This window comes from Kitasatospora sp. NPDC097605, assembly GCF_040302725.1.
Classification (GTDB): Bacteria; Actinomycetota; Actinomycetes; order Streptomycetales; family Streptomycetaceae; genus Kitasatospora.
Genome location: NZ_JBEOSF010000010.1, coordinates 30,530 through 44,572, shown reverse-complemented (window position 1 = coordinate 44,572; position 14,043 = coordinate 30,530). Strand labels below are relative to the sequence as shown.

Genomic DNA, 14,043 nt, shown 5'->3' with positions numbered 1-14,043 from the left:
GTCAGCTCTCGTTGAGCGCGCGCAGCAGCACGTCGTGCAGGACCGCGTGCCCCCGCTCGCCGTCCCACAGCCCGCGCCCGGCCATCAGCAGGGCGTTGAGCAACTGGTCGTTGGCCAGTTCCGCGCCCGCCTGCTGACGGCGCAGGAACTCGCCGATCAGTGCCACCGTCGCCGGGGAGGCTCCCGCCGTCCAGCCCAGGTGGGCGGCGACCATGGCGGCGAGCCGCCGCTCGTCCGGCGGCTGGATCTCCAACCGGACGCAGCGCCGCAACAGGGCGCTCGGGAAGTCCCGTTCGCCGTTGCTGGTGAGCACGACCAGCGGGAACTCCGCGCAGCGCACCACGCCGCCCCGCACCACCGCGGTCCGGCCCTGGTCGGCGGTGCCGATCTCCTGCGGGCCGGGGCCGAGCCGCGACAGCTCGGGGATCTCGAACTCGCCCTCCTCGAAGACGTTCAGCAGGTCGTTGGGCAGGTCGATGTCGCTCTTGTCGAGCTCGTCGATCAGCAGCACCCGGGGGGTCCGCCAGGGCAGCAGCGCCGTGCCGAGCGGACCGAGCCGGAGGAACCGTCCGACGGCGGGGGGTTCACGGTCGGCGCGGTCGCGGAGGACACCGTAGCGGCGCCGCTCCTCGGGCCGGTCGGCGCGCCGGTCCTTCTCCCGCCAGAGCCCGGCCTCGTGCAGCCGCCCGATCGCGTCGTAGGCGTACTGGCCGTCGCGCAGGGTGGAACGGCTGCTGATCGGCCAGCGCAGGACCGGGCCGAGGCGCAGCTCGCGGGCGACCGCGTAGGGGAGGGTCGACTTGCCGACACCGGGCTTGCCGGTGATGAGCAGGGGGCGGCGCAGGTGCAGGGCGAGGTTGACGGCCTGCACCTCCCGCTCGTCCGCCTGGTAGGCCGCGGCCTGCCGGGCCTTGCCGAGTCGGCGGGCGGTCAGCCCGGCCGAGGCGTCCTCCGGGGGCGGGGCGGGCAGCGTCGCGGGGTCGGTGCCCGGGGCGCCGAAGGCCCGCCAGGGGGGTGCCGGGGGGAGTGCGGCGATCCCGTCGTGGGGACCTCCGGTGCCCTGGTAGATCCACCAGTCCTCGGCCATGTCCGCTCCTGCCTCGCCGCGTGTGGTCTGGGCTCCGTGGAGATGGGCGGTCATCCGGCCATCCCCGGGAAGAGGTAGTCCTGGTCGGGATCCACGCAGTCCGGGTCGTCCCAGAGGAGCGTGACGGTGTGCTCCGGGTCCGCGACCCGCCCCTGGATCCGTCTTCGGTACCGGTGGACGGCGTCGGGCAGTTCGGCGAGCCGGGTCGGGCGGTGCTCGCACAGGGCCTCCACGAGCGGGCCCGCGTCACCGGCGACCCGCCGCCAGAGCAGGACCGGCATCCCGCTGAAGTACATCGCGTTGTCCACGGCGTACTGCACCTCGGGGTCCAGCTGGTCGTACGGGATGTCGAGGCCCAGGCAGGCGACGCTCTCGTCGGCGTCCAGCCAGCGGTGCAGGTCGGCGACGTGCGCGGGGTCGAGGGAGGGCCAGCCGATCCGGCCGAGGACCTCGGCGGGATCGGTGCCCAGGACGCCGAGGTGCTCCCAGCGGTCCCGCCAGACCTGGAAGTCGGGGAACAGGTCGGTGTACCGCTCCAGTTGCCGTACCACCACCGGGTGGTGCTGGCCCAGCGGGCGGCCGGTGGGGCCGGCGGACCAGAGTTCGGCGGCGTACCCGAGGATGGAGCGCGGCAGCAGGAACTCGATCCGGACCGGGCCCGTCGAGCGGAAGATCGCCTGCTTCAGCTCCTTCCAGACGTACAGTCGCGCGCTGCCCGTGTCGAGCAGTTCGGTCTTGGTGAACGGCTTGGTGTCGCTGTGGCTGCCGACCCGCCGGAACGGTCCGCCCGCCAGCGGTTGACGGTAGTAGGAGACGTGCAGGCGGTACCGGGTGTCGCCGGTGTGCTCGGGGCTCTCCTTGTCCAGCCGGATCTGGACGATCAGCCGTTCTCGGGCCCCGGTCGCCGCGGCCACCGGCACGGGGCCGCGGAAGGTGTCGAGGAAGCGCCGCAGCGCGGGGAGGTCCGCGCAGCCGGTGACGTCCGGGTCGGCGTCGAGCGCGCGGAGGAAGGCGACAAGGGGTCCGAGGATGTCGGGGCCGCGCCGGTCGAGGAGGCGGCACAGGATGGCGGGCAGGGTCCTCCCGGGGGCCGGGGTCCGGAGCGCCCCGGTGTTCTCGGGGACGTGGCGGTGCAGTCCGGGCAGCGCCGGCAGGGTGCGCAATTCGGCGATCAGCGGGAGGAGTTCGTCGGCGGACGGCGCGGCGCCGCGTCCCGCGGCCAGCGCGGTCAGCTCCAGCCAGGGCAGCGCCCCGTCGTTCGGGGCCAGGGTGCGCAGGGCCTCCTGGACGGCTTCCAGCGCGCCCAGGGGTCGGCGCGCGCCGCGACGGCGTCGACCAGGTTCCAGAGGTGGGCGCGCGGTTGGCCGTTCTCGACGACGTCCGACTCGATGCCCGCCGCCTCCGCCGACCGGCCCACCAGGGCCACCAGGCGCCGCCGGAACTGCTGGTCCGGTATCTGCCGGAAGTCGAGGAGGACGGCGACCAGCAGACGGTCCGCCTCCGCGGACCAGGGTCTCGGAGCCGGTGGGGCGTCCGCCGCTCCGCTCATCCGCCCACCCGGTCACCGGTGGCCCGGTCGACGAGTGCGCGCAGACCGTCGAGGGCACCGTCGTCGGGGGCCAGCTCCTCCAGCGCGGTGACCAGCGCCCGCAGCGCTTCGCGTCCGTCGCGGAAGCTCCGGCAGGCGTCCACGACGCTGTGCAGGTGGAGCCGCTGCTCGGGGAGCTCGTCCGCCTCGAAGGCGTACGGCAGGCCGAGTCGCCGGCCCATGGCGTCCAGCAGCAGGAACCGCCCGTCGGAGCGCCGCAGCAGCCGGAAGGCCATCAGGGCGGCGACCAGTTCGCCGTCGCCCGGCGGGGCGGTGGCGGACGGCGCGACTGCCCCGCCGGCCGGCCCGATGCCCGGCTCGACGCCCGCCGTGCCGAGCAGCGCGGCCAGCGCGCCGACCGGGGTGTACCAGCCGCCCTCGTCCCGCTGGTAGGAACGGCTGCCCTTGAGGACACCCCGCACCAGGCCGTCCGCGCCGACCAGCATGCTGCCGCTGTGGCCGTCGCGGATGCCGTCGCCGCGCACGCCGACGAAGTCCCCGGCGCGGCCGACCACCCGCAGCGCCAGGGTGTCGGGCTGCGGCCCGTGGCCGGGGGTGTAGGTGGAGTACCCGAGGGCGGTGAGGACGGTGTCCGGCTCGGCCTCCTCGGCGGCGAGCCGGGCCACGGGGTGGCCGGTCCAGCCGGGCACCGGGAGCAGGGCGAGATCGGGGAACGGGTGGAACTTCCCGGCGTCGCCCCGCGCGGGGGCCAGCCGGATGCCGTCGGCCGGGACGTCGTGGGCGCCGGAGGCGTGCCGGACCCGCACCGGGGCCGGCGGCGCCACCGCGACGAGGACGTGCGCCGCCGTGACGGCGAGCCCCGGGGCGACCAGGAAGCCGCTGCCGCGGAAGGAGCCCGCGATCTCGACGCTGACGGTGCAGTGGCGTAGGGCCTCGGCCTCGGCGAGACCGATCCGGGCGGGTGCGCTCACTCGGCGTCGGCCGGGGCGCTCGGCGTGACGGCCGGCCGGCGGCGCCGTTCCGCGAGGTCCCAGGAGAGCCGGACGGTCAGCCCGGCCTCGCTGCCGGCCTCGGCGATGACGCCGAGGAGCTGTCCCGACTTGACCGCCAGTTTGAGGCCGAACTCGACCTCGAAGCCGTCGGGGGCGCCGGCCGCGTCCTGCGCGATGCTCTCGGCCGCCCAACGGCCGATTCCCTGAACGGTGTTGCGCACCTCGTCGAGCGTGAGCAGCACCGCCGAACCCAGCTGTTCGGCGGCCCGCCGGCCCGGGCGGAACGCGGCGTCCCCGAAATCGCCCGCCTCGTCCGGGGCCGCCTCCGGCTGCTGGAAGCTCACCTCGCCGATCACCTCGGCGCGGACGGTCGTGCCGTCCCCGAGATCGATCGTCACCGTTTCGGTCACCGGGCCCCGCCCCCTCGAAGATCCGCCCCGACGGTGCATCAGGATACCCGCCCGCGCGGACAGTCGGGCCGTCCCCGGGGAAACCGCTCCCGGCTCCGAAGGCCCCTGCCTCGGCAACTATTGGCATGGGCATGATGGCGTCCGAAGGGCGCCAGTCCGGGGGGAGACAGCCGCAGGACCTTCCCCGGCCCCCGGTCCACCGGCGAAGCTGTTCATCGCCGGCGGGGAACGCTCCCGCCGGGAACGGCGGGACACCGGAACGAGCGTCAACCGCGGGACGCGAAGCGCCGATGCCGATCCGCCGTCGCACCTCCAGCAAAGGAACGGACCACCATGTCGCCCACCCGCCCCCGGCCGGCCTCGGCGGCACCGGCCGCTGACCGGTACGCGGCCATCCCGAGCACCACCACGGCACCGCGCCGGGCGGCATCCGTCGGCCGGCGCGGACCCGTTCAGGCGTCGGTGGGCAGGGGGCGGGCCGGGACCCGGGGCGGGGCGGTGCGGGGGTGGGCCGGGAGGGGAAGGCCGAGGCAGTCGCCGGAGGCGGCGGGGAGGGCGAGCGCGGCGGCGGTCTCCGGGGGCAGGTCGCGCAGTCCGAGCAGGCCGGCGGAGAGCCGGGCGGTGGCGCGGTGCCAGTCGCCGATCCGGCGCATCAGGGTGTGGCCGGTGCCGGCGACGGTGTAGCCGCAGACCCGGGCGCCCGCCGCGCGGCCACGGGCGGCGAAGGCGCGGGTGTCGGCGGGGGAGGTGATCCGGTCGAGGTCGCCGTGCAGCATCAGGACGTCCCGGCCGGCCAGCTGCTCGCACGGGTCGTCGGACGGGCACCAGGGGGCGAGCGCGACGACACCGGTGACCGTGGGGTGGCCGGCCGCGTGCAGGGCGGCCCGGCCGCCCATCGAGTGGCCGACCAGGACGGTCGGCACCGGGCCGAGCTCCTCGGCGAGGTCGTCGAGCGCGGCGACGGCGTCCCGGGCGGCGTCGGCCCGCTCGCCGTTCCAGCCCCGGTGGCGGTAGCGGACGGTGCCGATCGCCACACCCGCGCCCGCGGTCTCGCGGCGCAGCGCCCGCACGAAGCCGCTCATCCGCAGGCCGGGCAGGTTGAGCGGACCCGGCCTGGCGAGGCCGTGCTCCTGGCCGCCGTGCAGGACCAGCACCGCGGCGCCCGGCCGCTCCGGGGCTCCGTGCCAGACCAGCGCCCGGTGGCCGCCGCCCGTACGGTTGTCGCTCACGTCGTTCCGCTCCCCGCCTGCCGTCCGTCCGGACCGCCACTGTACGTGCCGGGCGCGCTCGGCGGGGAGCCCCGGCGGCCGGAGAGGTTCACCCGGGAAGGCCACGACCGGCGGCCGGGGCGTGCGGGCCCCGGGCGCCGCTGCTATCCACGAAGGGAGGGGGGCCCGCGCCGCCCGGCGCGGTGTCGCCGAGTGGAGGACTCCCGTGGCCCAGCAGCTCGCCCTGTCCGTCGACTTCGGCTCCGGCTTCACCGAAGCCTGGTCGAAGGTCGCCAAGTTCATTCCCCAGTTCATCGCCTTCCTGGCGATCCTGGTCATCGGTTGGTTCGTGGCCAAGGCCATCGCCCGGCTGCTCGACCGGGTGCTGCGCCGGGTCGGGTCCGAGCGGGTCGCCGAGCGGTCCGGGATCGCCCGGCACCTGGAGGGCTCGAAGTACGACCTGACCGGGATCGTCGCCAAGATCGTCTATTACGCGATCCTGCTGATGGCCCTCCAACTGGCCTTCGGCGTCTTCGGCCCGAACCCGATCAGTGTGATGATCAATGGGATCGTCGCCTGGCTGCCGAGGGGCATCGTCGCGGTCGTCATCGTGGTCGTCGCGATGGCCATCGCCAACGCCGTGCGCGACATCGTGCGCAGCGCGCTGGCCGGGGCGGCGTACGGGCGGACGGTGGCCACCGTCGCCTGGGCGTTCATCGTCCTGCTGGGTGTGATCGCGGCGCTCGGGCAGGCCGGGATCGCCACCGCGATCACCGGACCGGTGCTGGTCGCGGTGCTGGCCTCGATCGCGGGCGTGCTGATCGTCGGCGTCGGCGGCGGCCTGATCATCCCGATGCGCCAGCGCTGGGAGCGCTGGCTCTCCAGCGCCGAGCAGGAGACCGCCAAGCTGCGCGGCGGCGCCTACCAGGCGGGCCGCTCGGACGCGCTGGCCAACCAGCCGGCCCGGCCGGCCACCCAGGCCGCGCCGCCGGCGCCGGGCATCGACCCGGGCCGGCCGGGCGAGCAACCGGGCTGACCCGCCGGACGCCGGTCAGGCCGCGAGCAGGCCGTCCTGCCGGACCAGCCAGCAGATCGCGGTCAGCCGGTGCACCGCGTAGTCGTACCCGACCGGTTCGCGCCAGCCGATCTCGGCGAGCGCGTCGAGGAAGCCCAGCGCGTAGTCGGACAACTCCGCACGGTCCAGGGGCCGGGGCAGCAGCTCCGGTCCCTGCGCGTACAGCAGTTCGCGCAGCTCGGCGGCGTGCTGGTCGACGGCCGCGGTGAAGCCGGGCTCGAAGGCGAACTCGGCGAGCCGGGGCGTGAAGGCGGCGACGATCCCCGGCAGCGGGCAGCCGGCCGGCCGGCTGTGCGGGTCGGGGGAGCCCCGGTCGGACTCGTCGGGCGTGGCGAACATCCGTCCACGGTAGGCGAGAGCGGGCGCGGCTCCGGCCGCGCGGGGCGGTTCCGGGCTGAGACCTTGGCCACGCCGCCGGCGCCGGCCCGTCGTCCTCGGCCGGCCGCCGCCGTCCGGCCGGTACCGGTTCGGCGGAATCCGGGCGGGCGGCGGGTGGTCCGCACCAGAATGGCCGGCATGGATCTGCGCATCTTCACCGAGCCTCAGCGGGGCGCGAGCTACGACACCCTCCTGCGGGTGGCCCGGGCCGCCGAGGAGCTGGGGGCCTTCAGCGCCTTCTTCCGCTCCGACCACTACCTCCGGATGGGCGGGCTGAGCGGCCTGCCCGGCCCGACCGACGCCTGGATCACCCTGGCCGGCCTCGCCCGCGAGACCAGCACCATCCGCCTCGGCACCCTGATGAGCGCCGCCACCTTCCGGCTGCCCGGTGTGCTCGCCATCCAGGTCGCCCAGGTCGACGCGATGAGCGGCGGCCGGATCGAGTTCGGCCTCGGCGCGGGCTGGTTCGAGCAGGAGCACACCGCCTACGGCATCCCCTTCCCGAAGGAGAGGTTCGGGCGGCTGGAGGAGCAGCTGGAGATCATCACCGGTCTCTGGAGCACCGCGCTGGGCGAGACCTTCGACTTCGAGGGGACGTACTACCGGCTGAGCGAGTCGCCGGCGCTGCCCAAGCCGGCCCAGGCGAGGATCCCGGTGCTGGTCGGCGGCCGGGGCCCGACCCGCACCCCGGCCCTGGCCGCCCGCTTCGCCGACGAGTTCAACCTGCCCTTCGAATCCGTCGAGGACACCGCCGCCCAGTTCGGCCGGGTCCGCGAGGCGGCCGAGCGGCACGGCCGCCGGGCCGACGACCTCGTCTACTCCGCCGCCCTGGTGGTCTGCGCCGGCCGGGACGACGCCGAGGTGGCCCGCCGGGCCGCCGCGATCGGCCGCGAGGTCGACGTGCTGAAGGCCACCGGCCTGGCCGGCACCCCGGACGAGGTGGTGGAGAAGATCGGCCGGTACGCCGCCGCCGGCTCCCAGCGGATCTACCTCCAGGTGCTGGACCTGGACGACCTCGACCACCTGGAGCTGATCGCCTCCCGGATCGCCCCGCAGCTCGGCTGAGCCGCCCCGTGCGCCCGGTCATCCGGGGGGGGGGCGGCCCCTGTAACGGTCCCGGTGCGCTTCTGTGACGTACCTGGGGCGGTAAAAGGCTCGGCCCGGACCCGTTGTGACCATTAGTCTTTACTCTCTCTTGAAGGGAAAGGACTCTTCGGGGGGCGGGTCCGGGAGAGCCCGGGCCGGCGGGGAGGCAGGGGGTTTCGATGGTGGACACGCAGGTCTCCAGGACGGTCCTCGGCCGGACGGTCCGGACGCCCCGGGCCGGCTGCCCGGACGTCGCGGCGGAGCCGGCCGCCGGTGCGCTGCGCCCGCGCGGCCTGCAGGACCTCCGGCACACCCGGCCCGGCCGGGTCCGGCCGGCCGCGCTGCACTACCCGGCGGGCGACCTGCTGGTGGTCTCCGGGCTGCCGGGCAGCGGCAAGAGCACGCTGATGCGCCGCTGCGTGCGCGCCCCGCTGATCGACTCCCAGACGGTCCGCGAGGAGTACGCGGCCCGGATGCCGTCCTGGCTGCCGTACGCGGTGTACCGCCCGCTGGTGCGGATCGCGCACTACCGGCGGCTGCGGCGCGCGGTGCTGGCCGGCGGGCCGCTCGCCGTGCACGACTGCGGGGCGGTGCCCCATGTGCGGCAGTGGCTGGTCCGGGTGGCCGCGCGGCAGGGGCGCCGGGTGCACCTGGTCCTGCTGGACGCCACCGCCGAGGAGGCCCGCGACGGCCAGCGCGCCCGCGGGCAGGGCGTCTCCGCGTACGCCTTCGCCCGGCACCGGGACGCCGCCCGGCGGCTGCACCGGCGGCTGGCCGGCACGGGGTGCCCGCCCGCCGGATGTGCGTCGGCCGTGGTACTCGACCGGGCCGGTGCGCGTGCCCTGCGGGAGATCGTCTTCGTGGCGTCGTAATCTCGGCGAGGCGGTTCGGGCGCCCGGTTCACCCCGTTCGTCCTTCCCGCCGGCCGCCGCACCGCTGCGCGGGGCAGACGGGGTGTCACGTTTCGGACAGGCCGGGGCCGGTACTGTGCGCACGCGCGCGACGGGAAATGCTCCATGTGCGGCGAGGTCAGACCGCTCAAACTTCCGGATTATGTCCGATTTGTCGTCAGAAGTTCCAGGCCGGAACCCATCTGACGCGTACACGCGACTCTGCGTAGCCTGTGGCTCGGCGGCCCCCCTCAGCCGCTGTCCCCCACCACCCCACAGGAGCGCAGATGCGTCGTTCCGCCCGTGTCCCCTCGCGTGCCACCAACAAGTTCCTCGGTGCGGCCGCAGTCGTCGCCGCCCTCGGCCTCACCCAGTTCGCGGCCCCCACCGCGCTCACCGCGGCCGGCGCCCCGGCCCAGGCCCCGTCCGTCGCCTGCGCCGGCGACACCTCCCAGGACGCCTCGGCCCGCAAGCCCGCCGGCAGCCCCAACGCCCAGGAGCCCAACGCCGTCACCGACACCCAGGCCAAGGCCATGGACGCGGACCTGCAGGCGAGGCTCACCCAGCTGGGGCACTCCGCGCAGGGCGGCGCGCTGGTCGCGCCCGGCACGCTGGCCGCCACCACGACCATCCCGGTGTACATGCACGTCGTGCACTCCGGCACCACCGGCAAGCTGTCGGCCACCACCATCGCCCGGCAGATCGACATCCTCAACGCCGCGTACAGCGGCCAGGGCACGGGCAACACCGCGAGCCAGTTCCGCTTCCAGCTGGTCTCCACCGACTACACCGACAACGCCACCTGGTACAACGGCGTGGCTCCGGGCTCCAGCGCCGAGAAGGCGATGAAGACCGCGCTGCGCAAGGGCGCCGCCAACGCCCTCAACCTCTACAGCGCCAAGCTCGGCCAGTCGCTGCTCGGCTGGGCGACCTTCCCGAGCTCCTACCGGTCCAACCCGACCAACGACGGCGTGGTCATCCTGGACGCCTCGTTCCCCGGCGGCTCGGCCACCAACTACAACGAGGGCGACACCGCCACCCACGAGGTCGGCCACTGGCTCGGGCTCTACCACACCTTCCAGGGCGGCTGCACCGGCCAGGGCGACTACGTCGCCGACACCCCGGCCGAGGCGAGCGCCGCCTACCAGTGCCCGGCCGGCCGGGACACCTGCACCTCTCCCGGGGTGGACCCGATCCACAACTTCATGGACTACACCTACGACTCCTGCATGACGCAGTTCACCCCCGGGCAGGTCGCCCGGATGTCCAACTCCTGGGCCGCCTACCGGGCCTGACGGCCACCGGGTCGGAACCTGAGCCCTGGCGGGTGCGTGGCGAGGATGCCGCGCACCCGCCAGTACCAGTTTCAGAGGTGTACGAACCGATCGGCGCGGCAATTGGCGGACAAATGTCCCTGTTGATCTAAGTTTGGAGGGCAAGGGAGCACGTCGAGCAAGGAGCAGCGGCATGGCCAACAGCGCGAACCCCAGGATCGTCGTCGGTGTGGACGGCTCGCCCGCCTCGGAACAGGCGCTGCGCTGGGCGGTCGACTACGCCCGGCTGACCGGTGGCACCGTCCACACCGTCGCCGCCTGGGAGTACCCGGCGTTCTACGGCTGGGCCGGGGCGAGCGTGCCCGCCCCCGAGTTCAACCCCGAGGAGCTGGCCGGCAAGACCCTCTCCGACACCGTCGCCAGGATCGTCGGCGCCCGGCCCGACGTGGGGATCACCGAGTCGGTGGTCCCCGGCAACGCCGCCCAGGCCCTGCTGGAGGCTGCGCGCGGCGCGGCGCTGGTCGTGGTCGGCAGCCGCGGCCTCGGCGGTTTCACCGGCGCCCTGCTCGGCTCGGTCAGCCGCCACCTCACCGAGCACGCCCCCTGCCCGGTCGTCGTGGTCCGCCACGGGGTGGCCGGCGACGAGGGCACCGGCGACGCGTCGTGACCGACGTGCCGTGAAGGCTCGGCTGCGGGGGACCGCCGCGCGGGGGGAGGATGGAGGCATGCCAGAAGGTGACTCCGTCTACCGCGCGGCGGCCCGCCTGCACGCGGCCCTCGCCGGGCAGGTGCTGACCACCGGCGAACTGCGGGTGCCCGCCCACGCCACCGCCGACCTCGCCGGACGCCGGGTGCTGGAGGTCGTCCCGCGCGGCAAGCACCTGCTCACCCGCCTCGAAGGCGGCCTCACCCTGCACACCCATCTGCGGATGGACGGCCGCTGGATGGTCTTCCGCCCCGGCGAGCGCTGGACCGGCGCGCCGGCGCACCAGATCCGCGCCGTCCTCGGCACCGAGCACGGCACCGCCGTCGGCTACCGGCTGCCCGTCGTCGAACTGCTGCGCACCACCGACGAGCAGCGCGCCGTCGGCCACCTCGGACCCGATCTGCTCGGGCCCGACTGGGACCCGGCCGAGGCCGTCCGCCGGCTGCTCGCCCATCCCGGCCGGCCGGTCGCCGAGGCGCTGCTCGACCAGCGCAACCTGGCCGGCATCGGCAATGTGTACGCCAACGAGCTCTGCTACCTCGCCGGCGTCACCCCCTGGACGCCGGTCGGCGAACTGGCCAGCGCCGACCGCCTGGTCGCCCGCGCCCACCAGCTCCTCGACGCCAACCGGCTGCGCTCCGGCCACATCACCACCGGCGACACCCGGCACGGCCACCAGCAGTGGGTCTACGGCCGGGCCGGGCGGCCCTGCGCGCGCTGCGGCGCCACGGTGCTGACGGCGGACCACGGCACGGCGCCGCAGGAACGGCCCGCGTACTGGTGCCCGTCCTGCCAGCGCGGCCCGGCGCCGGCGGTCCGCCCGGGACCGCGCGGGCTGCCCGGGCGGCGCCGGCTCTGAGGACCGTTCGGGCATCTCCGGGGAACGGCGGTCAGGAGGGTTCGACCAGGGCCGGGTGGCGCGGGTCGTCGAGGCGGACGGTGACGTCGGCCGCCTCCGTCGGTACGGTCTCCGCGTCGTAGCGGGCGAACGCGGGCAGCGTCCACCGCTCCTGCGGCGCGGTCCGCCGGGCCAGCGCCGCGGGGGAGAGCGCCAGGTGCACCGTCAGTTCCAGCGGCAGCCACCGGCCGAGCAGCAGCGCGCCGTCCAGCAGCAGCACCCCGCCGGGTGCCAGCACGGTGTACGGCGCGCGGGTGGCGCGGTCGGTCACCGGGTCCCGGAGCGACGGCAGCACCCGGCCGGTGCCGCCCGGCTCCAGCGGGTCCAGCACCTCGCGCAGCAGCGCGCCGTCGTCGAGCCAGAGGTCGTGGAAGGCGTCCGCGTCGTGCCGGCCGTACTCCAGCCGGACCGAGGCCGGGCGCAGGAACCCCGCGGCCGGGACCCGCAGCGTCGGGAGGCCGCGCAGCCGCAACGGCTCGACCAGGGCGTCCGCGAGCACCCCGGGGCCGGCGGCCGCCGCGCCGTCCACGGCGACCCGCAGCCACCGTTCGCCGGCCCCGGGCAGCGCGGTGATCCGGTCGGCGAGCAGCTCGACGAGGCGGTCGGGCGAGATCGGGCGAATCGGCACGGCGTCATCCTGCGGTCGGCGGACGGGTGGGACGGCGCTCGTCGTCGAACGCCCCGGACGTTCACGGCACGGGCAGCGCGCCCAGACAGTAGAGCGTGCCGTCGTGGCCCGCGAACAGCCGGGCGCCGTCGCTGGCCACCGACCAGACGTCGATCCCGGGGCCGGAGTCGGCGAAGCTCCTGAACAGCCGGCCGGACTCCGTCTCGACGAGGTGCACGCCCTGGTCGGCCGGGCCCGGCACCACCAGGGTGGTGCTGGTCAGCAGCGGGCGGCAGCGCCGGTCCAGCCGGAACGGCAGCTGGAGCTGCCAGACCTGCTCGCCGCCGTCCGCCGCGTGGGCGGTGACCAGGCCGCTGTCGCGCAGCACGTACACCCGGAAGTCGTCGCTCACCGGGGGCAGCGCGCGCCACTGCTCGCCGGACCGGGGGAGCACCGACCAGCGCGGCGCGCCGTCCTGGGAGCCCAGCGCCCGCACGCCGCCCGAGCCGGACGGGAGGTAGACGTGCCGCTGGTCGTAGCCGGACCAGGCGGTGCCGCTGTTCTCCGTGGACCAGAGCGGGCGGCCGGTGGCACCGTCCAGCAGCGAGACTCCGGTGGCCGGGTCGGCGTCCCAGGCGAGCAGCCGGCCGGCGCCGGTGTCGATCACGGCGACCGACAGCTCGCCGCGCTCGGCGGCCGGGCGGGACCAGAGCAGGCCCCTGCCGGTGGCGTCCATCGCGAACAGGTTGCGGCGCAGCACGCCCCGGGCGGCGACCGAGCCGTACACCCGGCTGCCGTCGCAGCCGTACAGGGTGATCAGCTCGCCCAGCTCCGGCGGCAGCGGCAGGCTCCAGCCGGCGGTGGGGCCCACCAGCGTCCGGGCGTCGACATGGCCCGGTGAGACGGTGAACAGCCGGCCCGCGCCGACGACCAGCGGGGAGTCGTCCGGGAGACCCTTCGGAGGGGCCTCCTCGACGGTCCCGGTCACCGTCCCGGTCTCCGGGTCGAGTACCCGTACGCCGCTTCGGGTGATGTAGACGGGTGCGAACAGCCGGCCGTTCAGCCGGCCCGGCGTCATCGGCTCGGGACCCCGGTAGACCCAGCTGGGCTCCGGGCCGGTGACCCGGGTCGGCAGCGGCTGCGGCTTCGGCGGCGCGGGCTCCGAACCGCCGAGGGAGCGCGACACCGCCCAGACGGCGGCACCCGCCGCCAGCACCCCCGCCCCGGTCAGCAGCCGGCGCCGGGTCGGCCACGGCCCGCGGCCGTCCCCGTCCGCGCCCCCGCTCACCACGTCGGCGGGCGCGCCGCCGGCACCGCCCGGGTCGTCCCCGTCCCACTGCCAGGACGCCTCGCCCGCCGGACGATCGGACGGTGTGGACCCCATACGCTGCTACTCGTCTCCCCCGGGGCAGCCCGGTGAGCTGCGCTGTCCAGGGAGGATACCCAAGCCGGCGCCCCGTCCCGCGGTCGCCGGCGGGCGGGCGGGTTCAGTCGGGCAGGCCGTGGTCGGCGAGCTCGGCGAGGACGTCGGCATGGCAGGGGAGCGGGGCGCACCAGCAGCCGAGGCGGCGGCCGCGCAGGCCGGGGACGAGCGCGAGCAGTTCCGGGCGGTCGAGGAGGTACCGGCGGTACTCGACCAGCATCCGCTCGCGCGAGAGGTCCGGGCCCGGACGGTAGGGGCAGTGCAGCGGGGACTCGGCGAGGTGCCAGCCGCCCCGGTGCATCGCCCGGCCGACGTAGACCACGTCGGCGAACGCGGGGTCGTCGCGGTGGCCCTTCAGATTGACCACGGTCGTCGGACCGGGGCCGGAGGCGCGGGGCGTCATGGGGTCGATGGTGGCGCAGCCGGGGCCGGCGGGCACCTCGGGACGGGCGGGGCTCGC

16 protein-coding genes are annotated in these 14,043 nt (G+C 75.6%); 6 read left to right on the top strand and 10 right to left on the bottom strand.

Translation table 11 applies throughout. The features are described 5' to 3' along the window. Nucleotide 1: 1 nt before the first annotated feature. From ABTX81_RS13950 to ABTX81_RS13925, 6 genes are all read right to left on the bottom strand, one after another. Nucleotides 2-1,087: an AAA family ATPase gene (locus ABTX81_RS13950; protein WP_350544260.1), complete on the bottom strand. Its 1,086-nt coding sequence runs from the start codon at nt 1,085-1,087 to the stop codon at nt 2-4. A gap of 50 nt (nt 1,088-1,137) precedes the next feature. Next, nucleotides 1,138-2,250, bottom strand: coding sequence for a VMAP-C domain-containing protein (locus tag ABTX81_RS13945; RefSeq protein ID WP_350544258.1), 1,113 nt, complete (start codon nt 2,248-2,250; stop codon nt 1,138-1,140). 65 nt (nt 2,251-2,315) lie between these two features. Beyond that, nucleotides 2,316-2,636, bottom strand: coding sequence for a hypothetical protein (locus ABTX81_RS13940; RefSeq protein ID WP_350544256.1), 321 nt, complete (start codon nt 2,634-2,636; stop codon nt 2,316-2,318). After that, nucleotides 2,633-3,607, bottom strand: a complete 975-nt coding sequence (locus ABTX81_RS13935) for an effector-associated domain 2-containing protein (RefSeq protein WP_350544254.1) — start codon at nt 3,605-3,607, stop codon at nt 2,633-2,635. Before ABTX81_RS13935 ends, ABTX81_RS13940 begins: the two co-directional genes overlap by 4 nt. Further along, a complete protein-coding gene (locus tag ABTX81_RS13930) occupies nt 3,604-4,026 on the bottom strand; it encodes a CU044_2847 family protein (protein ID WP_350544252.1) in 423 nt (140 codons plus the stop codon). The genes ABTX81_RS13935 and ABTX81_RS13930 overlap by 4 nt, the downstream gene beginning before the upstream one ends. A gap of 464 nt (nt 4,027-4,490) precedes the next feature. Next, nucleotides 4,491-5,267, bottom strand: coding sequence for an alpha/beta hydrolase (locus ABTX81_RS13925; RefSeq protein ID WP_350544250.1), 777 nt, complete (start codon nt 5,265-5,267; stop codon nt 4,491-4,493). Between the two features lie 205 nt (nt 5,268-5,472). Here ABTX81_RS13925 and ABTX81_RS13920 point away from each other — a divergent pair, with 205 nt between their 5' ends. Further along, complete coding sequence (locus ABTX81_RS13920) at nt 5,473-6,282, top strand: mechanosensitive ion channel family protein (protein ID WP_350544248.1); 810 nt, start codon at nt 5,473-5,475, stop codon at nt 6,280-6,282. 15 nt (nt 6,283-6,297) lie between these two features. Here the strand turns inward: ABTX81_RS13920 and ABTX81_RS13915 are convergent, their stop codons facing one another. Continuing rightward, a complete protein-coding gene (locus ABTX81_RS13915; RefSeq protein WP_350544246.1) occupies nt 6,298-6,660 on the bottom strand; it encodes a DUF6401 family natural product biosynthesis protein in 363 nt (120 codons plus the stop codon). Between the two features lie 177 nt (nt 6,661-6,837). On the opposite strand from ABTX81_RS13915, the gene ABTX81_RS13910 reads away from it, so the two are divergent. The 5 genes from ABTX81_RS13910 to ABTX81_RS13890 all read left to right on the top strand — a co-directional run bounded on the left by ABTX81_RS13910 (nt 6,838) and on the right by ABTX81_RS13890 (nt 11,514). Continuing rightward, nucleotides 6,838-7,764 carry an LLM class F420-dependent oxidoreductase gene (locus ABTX81_RS13910; protein ID WP_350544244.1) on the top strand — a complete coding sequence of 309 codons (927 nt, stop codon included), beginning with the start codon at nt 6,838-6,840 and terminating at the stop codon, nt 7,762-7,764. A 200-nt stretch (nt 7,765-7,964) separates the two neighbouring features. Beyond that, nucleotides 7,965-8,657 (top strand): P-loop nucleotide/nucleoside kinase family protein, encoded by a 693-nt coding sequence (locus ABTX81_RS13905; protein ID WP_350544242.1) that lies wholly within the window; start codon nt 7,965-7,967, stop codon nt 8,655-8,657. Between the two features lie 305 nt (nt 8,658-8,962). Continuing rightward, entirely contained in the window at nt 8,963-9,970 is a 1,008-nt protein-coding gene (locus tag ABTX81_RS13900) for a zinc metalloprotease (RefSeq protein ID WP_350544240.1), read from the top strand. A 172-nt stretch (nt 9,971-10,142) separates the two neighbouring features. Further along, a complete protein-coding gene (locus ABTX81_RS13895) occupies nt 10,143-10,616 on the top strand; it encodes a universal stress protein (RefSeq protein WP_350544238.1) in 474 nt (157 codons plus the stop codon). A 58-nt stretch (nt 10,617-10,674) separates the two neighbouring features. Beyond that, a complete protein-coding gene (locus tag ABTX81_RS13890) occupies nt 10,675-11,514 on the top strand; it encodes a DNA-formamidopyrimidine glycosylase family protein (RefSeq protein WP_350544236.1) in 840 nt (279 codons plus the stop codon). Between the two features lie 31 nt (nt 11,515-11,545). On the opposite strand, the gene ABTX81_RS13885 is transcribed toward ABTX81_RS13890, so the two are convergent. The 3 genes from ABTX81_RS13885 to ABTX81_RS13875 all read right to left on the bottom strand — a co-directional run bounded on the left by ABTX81_RS13885 (nt 11,546) and on the right by ABTX81_RS13875 (nt 13,986). Continuing rightward, complete coding sequence (locus ABTX81_RS13885; protein WP_350544234.1) at nt 11,546-12,181, bottom strand: nucleoside/nucleotide kinase family protein; 636 nt, start codon at nt 12,179-12,181, stop codon at nt 11,546-11,548. Between the two features lie 61 nt (nt 12,182-12,242). Next, entirely contained in the window at nt 12,243-13,544 is a 1,302-nt protein-coding gene (locus ABTX81_RS13880; RefSeq protein ID WP_350544232.1) for an outer membrane protein assembly factor BamB family protein, read from the bottom strand. Nucleotides 13,545-13,647: 103 nt separating this feature from the next. Continuing rightward, nucleotides 13,648-13,986, bottom strand: coding sequence for a DUF4326 domain-containing protein (locus ABTX81_RS13875; RefSeq protein ID WP_350544230.1), 339 nt, complete (start codon nt 13,984-13,986; stop codon nt 13,648-13,650). Nucleotides 13,987-14,043: the final 57 nt, after the last annotated feature.

What these genes read in the sequence shown, in the direction of transcription:
- ABTX81_RS13950 (WP_350544260.1), bottom strand. Translation starts at nt 1,087, where the DNA reads ATGGCCGAGGACTGGTGGATCTACCAGGGCACCGGAGGTCCCCACGAC.
- ABTX81_RS13940 (WP_350544256.1), bottom strand. Translation starts at nt 2,636, where the DNA reads ATGAGCGGAGCGGCGGACGCCCCACCGGCTCCGAGACCCTGGTCCGCG.
- ABTX81_RS13915 (WP_350544246.1), bottom strand. Translation starts at nt 6,660, where the DNA reads ATGTTCGCCACGCCCGACGAGTCCGACCGGGGCTCCCCCGACCCGCAC.
- ABTX81_RS13910 (WP_350544244.1), top strand. Translation starts at nt 6,838, where the DNA reads ATGGATCTGCGCATCTTCACCGAGCCTCAGCGGGGCGCGAGCTACGAC.
- ABTX81_RS13905 (WP_350544242.1), top strand. Translation starts at nt 7,965, where the DNA reads ATGGTGGACACGCAGGTCTCCAGGACGGTCCTCGGCCGGACGGTCCGG.
- ABTX81_RS13900 (WP_350544240.1), top strand. Translation starts at nt 8,963, where the DNA reads ATGCGTCGTTCCGCCCGTGTCCCCTCGCGTGCCACCAACAAGTTCCTC.
- ABTX81_RS13895 (WP_350544238.1), top strand. Translation starts at nt 10,143, where the DNA reads ATGGCCAACAGCGCGAACCCCAGGATCGTCGTCGGTGTGGACGGCTCG.
- ABTX81_RS13890 (WP_350544236.1), top strand. Translation starts at nt 10,675, where the DNA reads ATGCCAGAAGGTGACTCCGTCTACCGCGCGGCGGCCCGCCTGCACGCG.
- ABTX81_RS13880 (WP_350544232.1), bottom strand. Translation starts at nt 13,544, where the DNA reads ATGGGGTCCACACCGTCCGATCGTCCGGCGGGCGAGGCGTCCTGGCAG.
- ABTX81_RS13875 (WP_350544230.1), bottom strand. Translation starts at nt 13,986, where the DNA reads ATGACGCCCCGCGCCTCCGGCCCCGGTCCGACGACCGTGGTCAATCTG.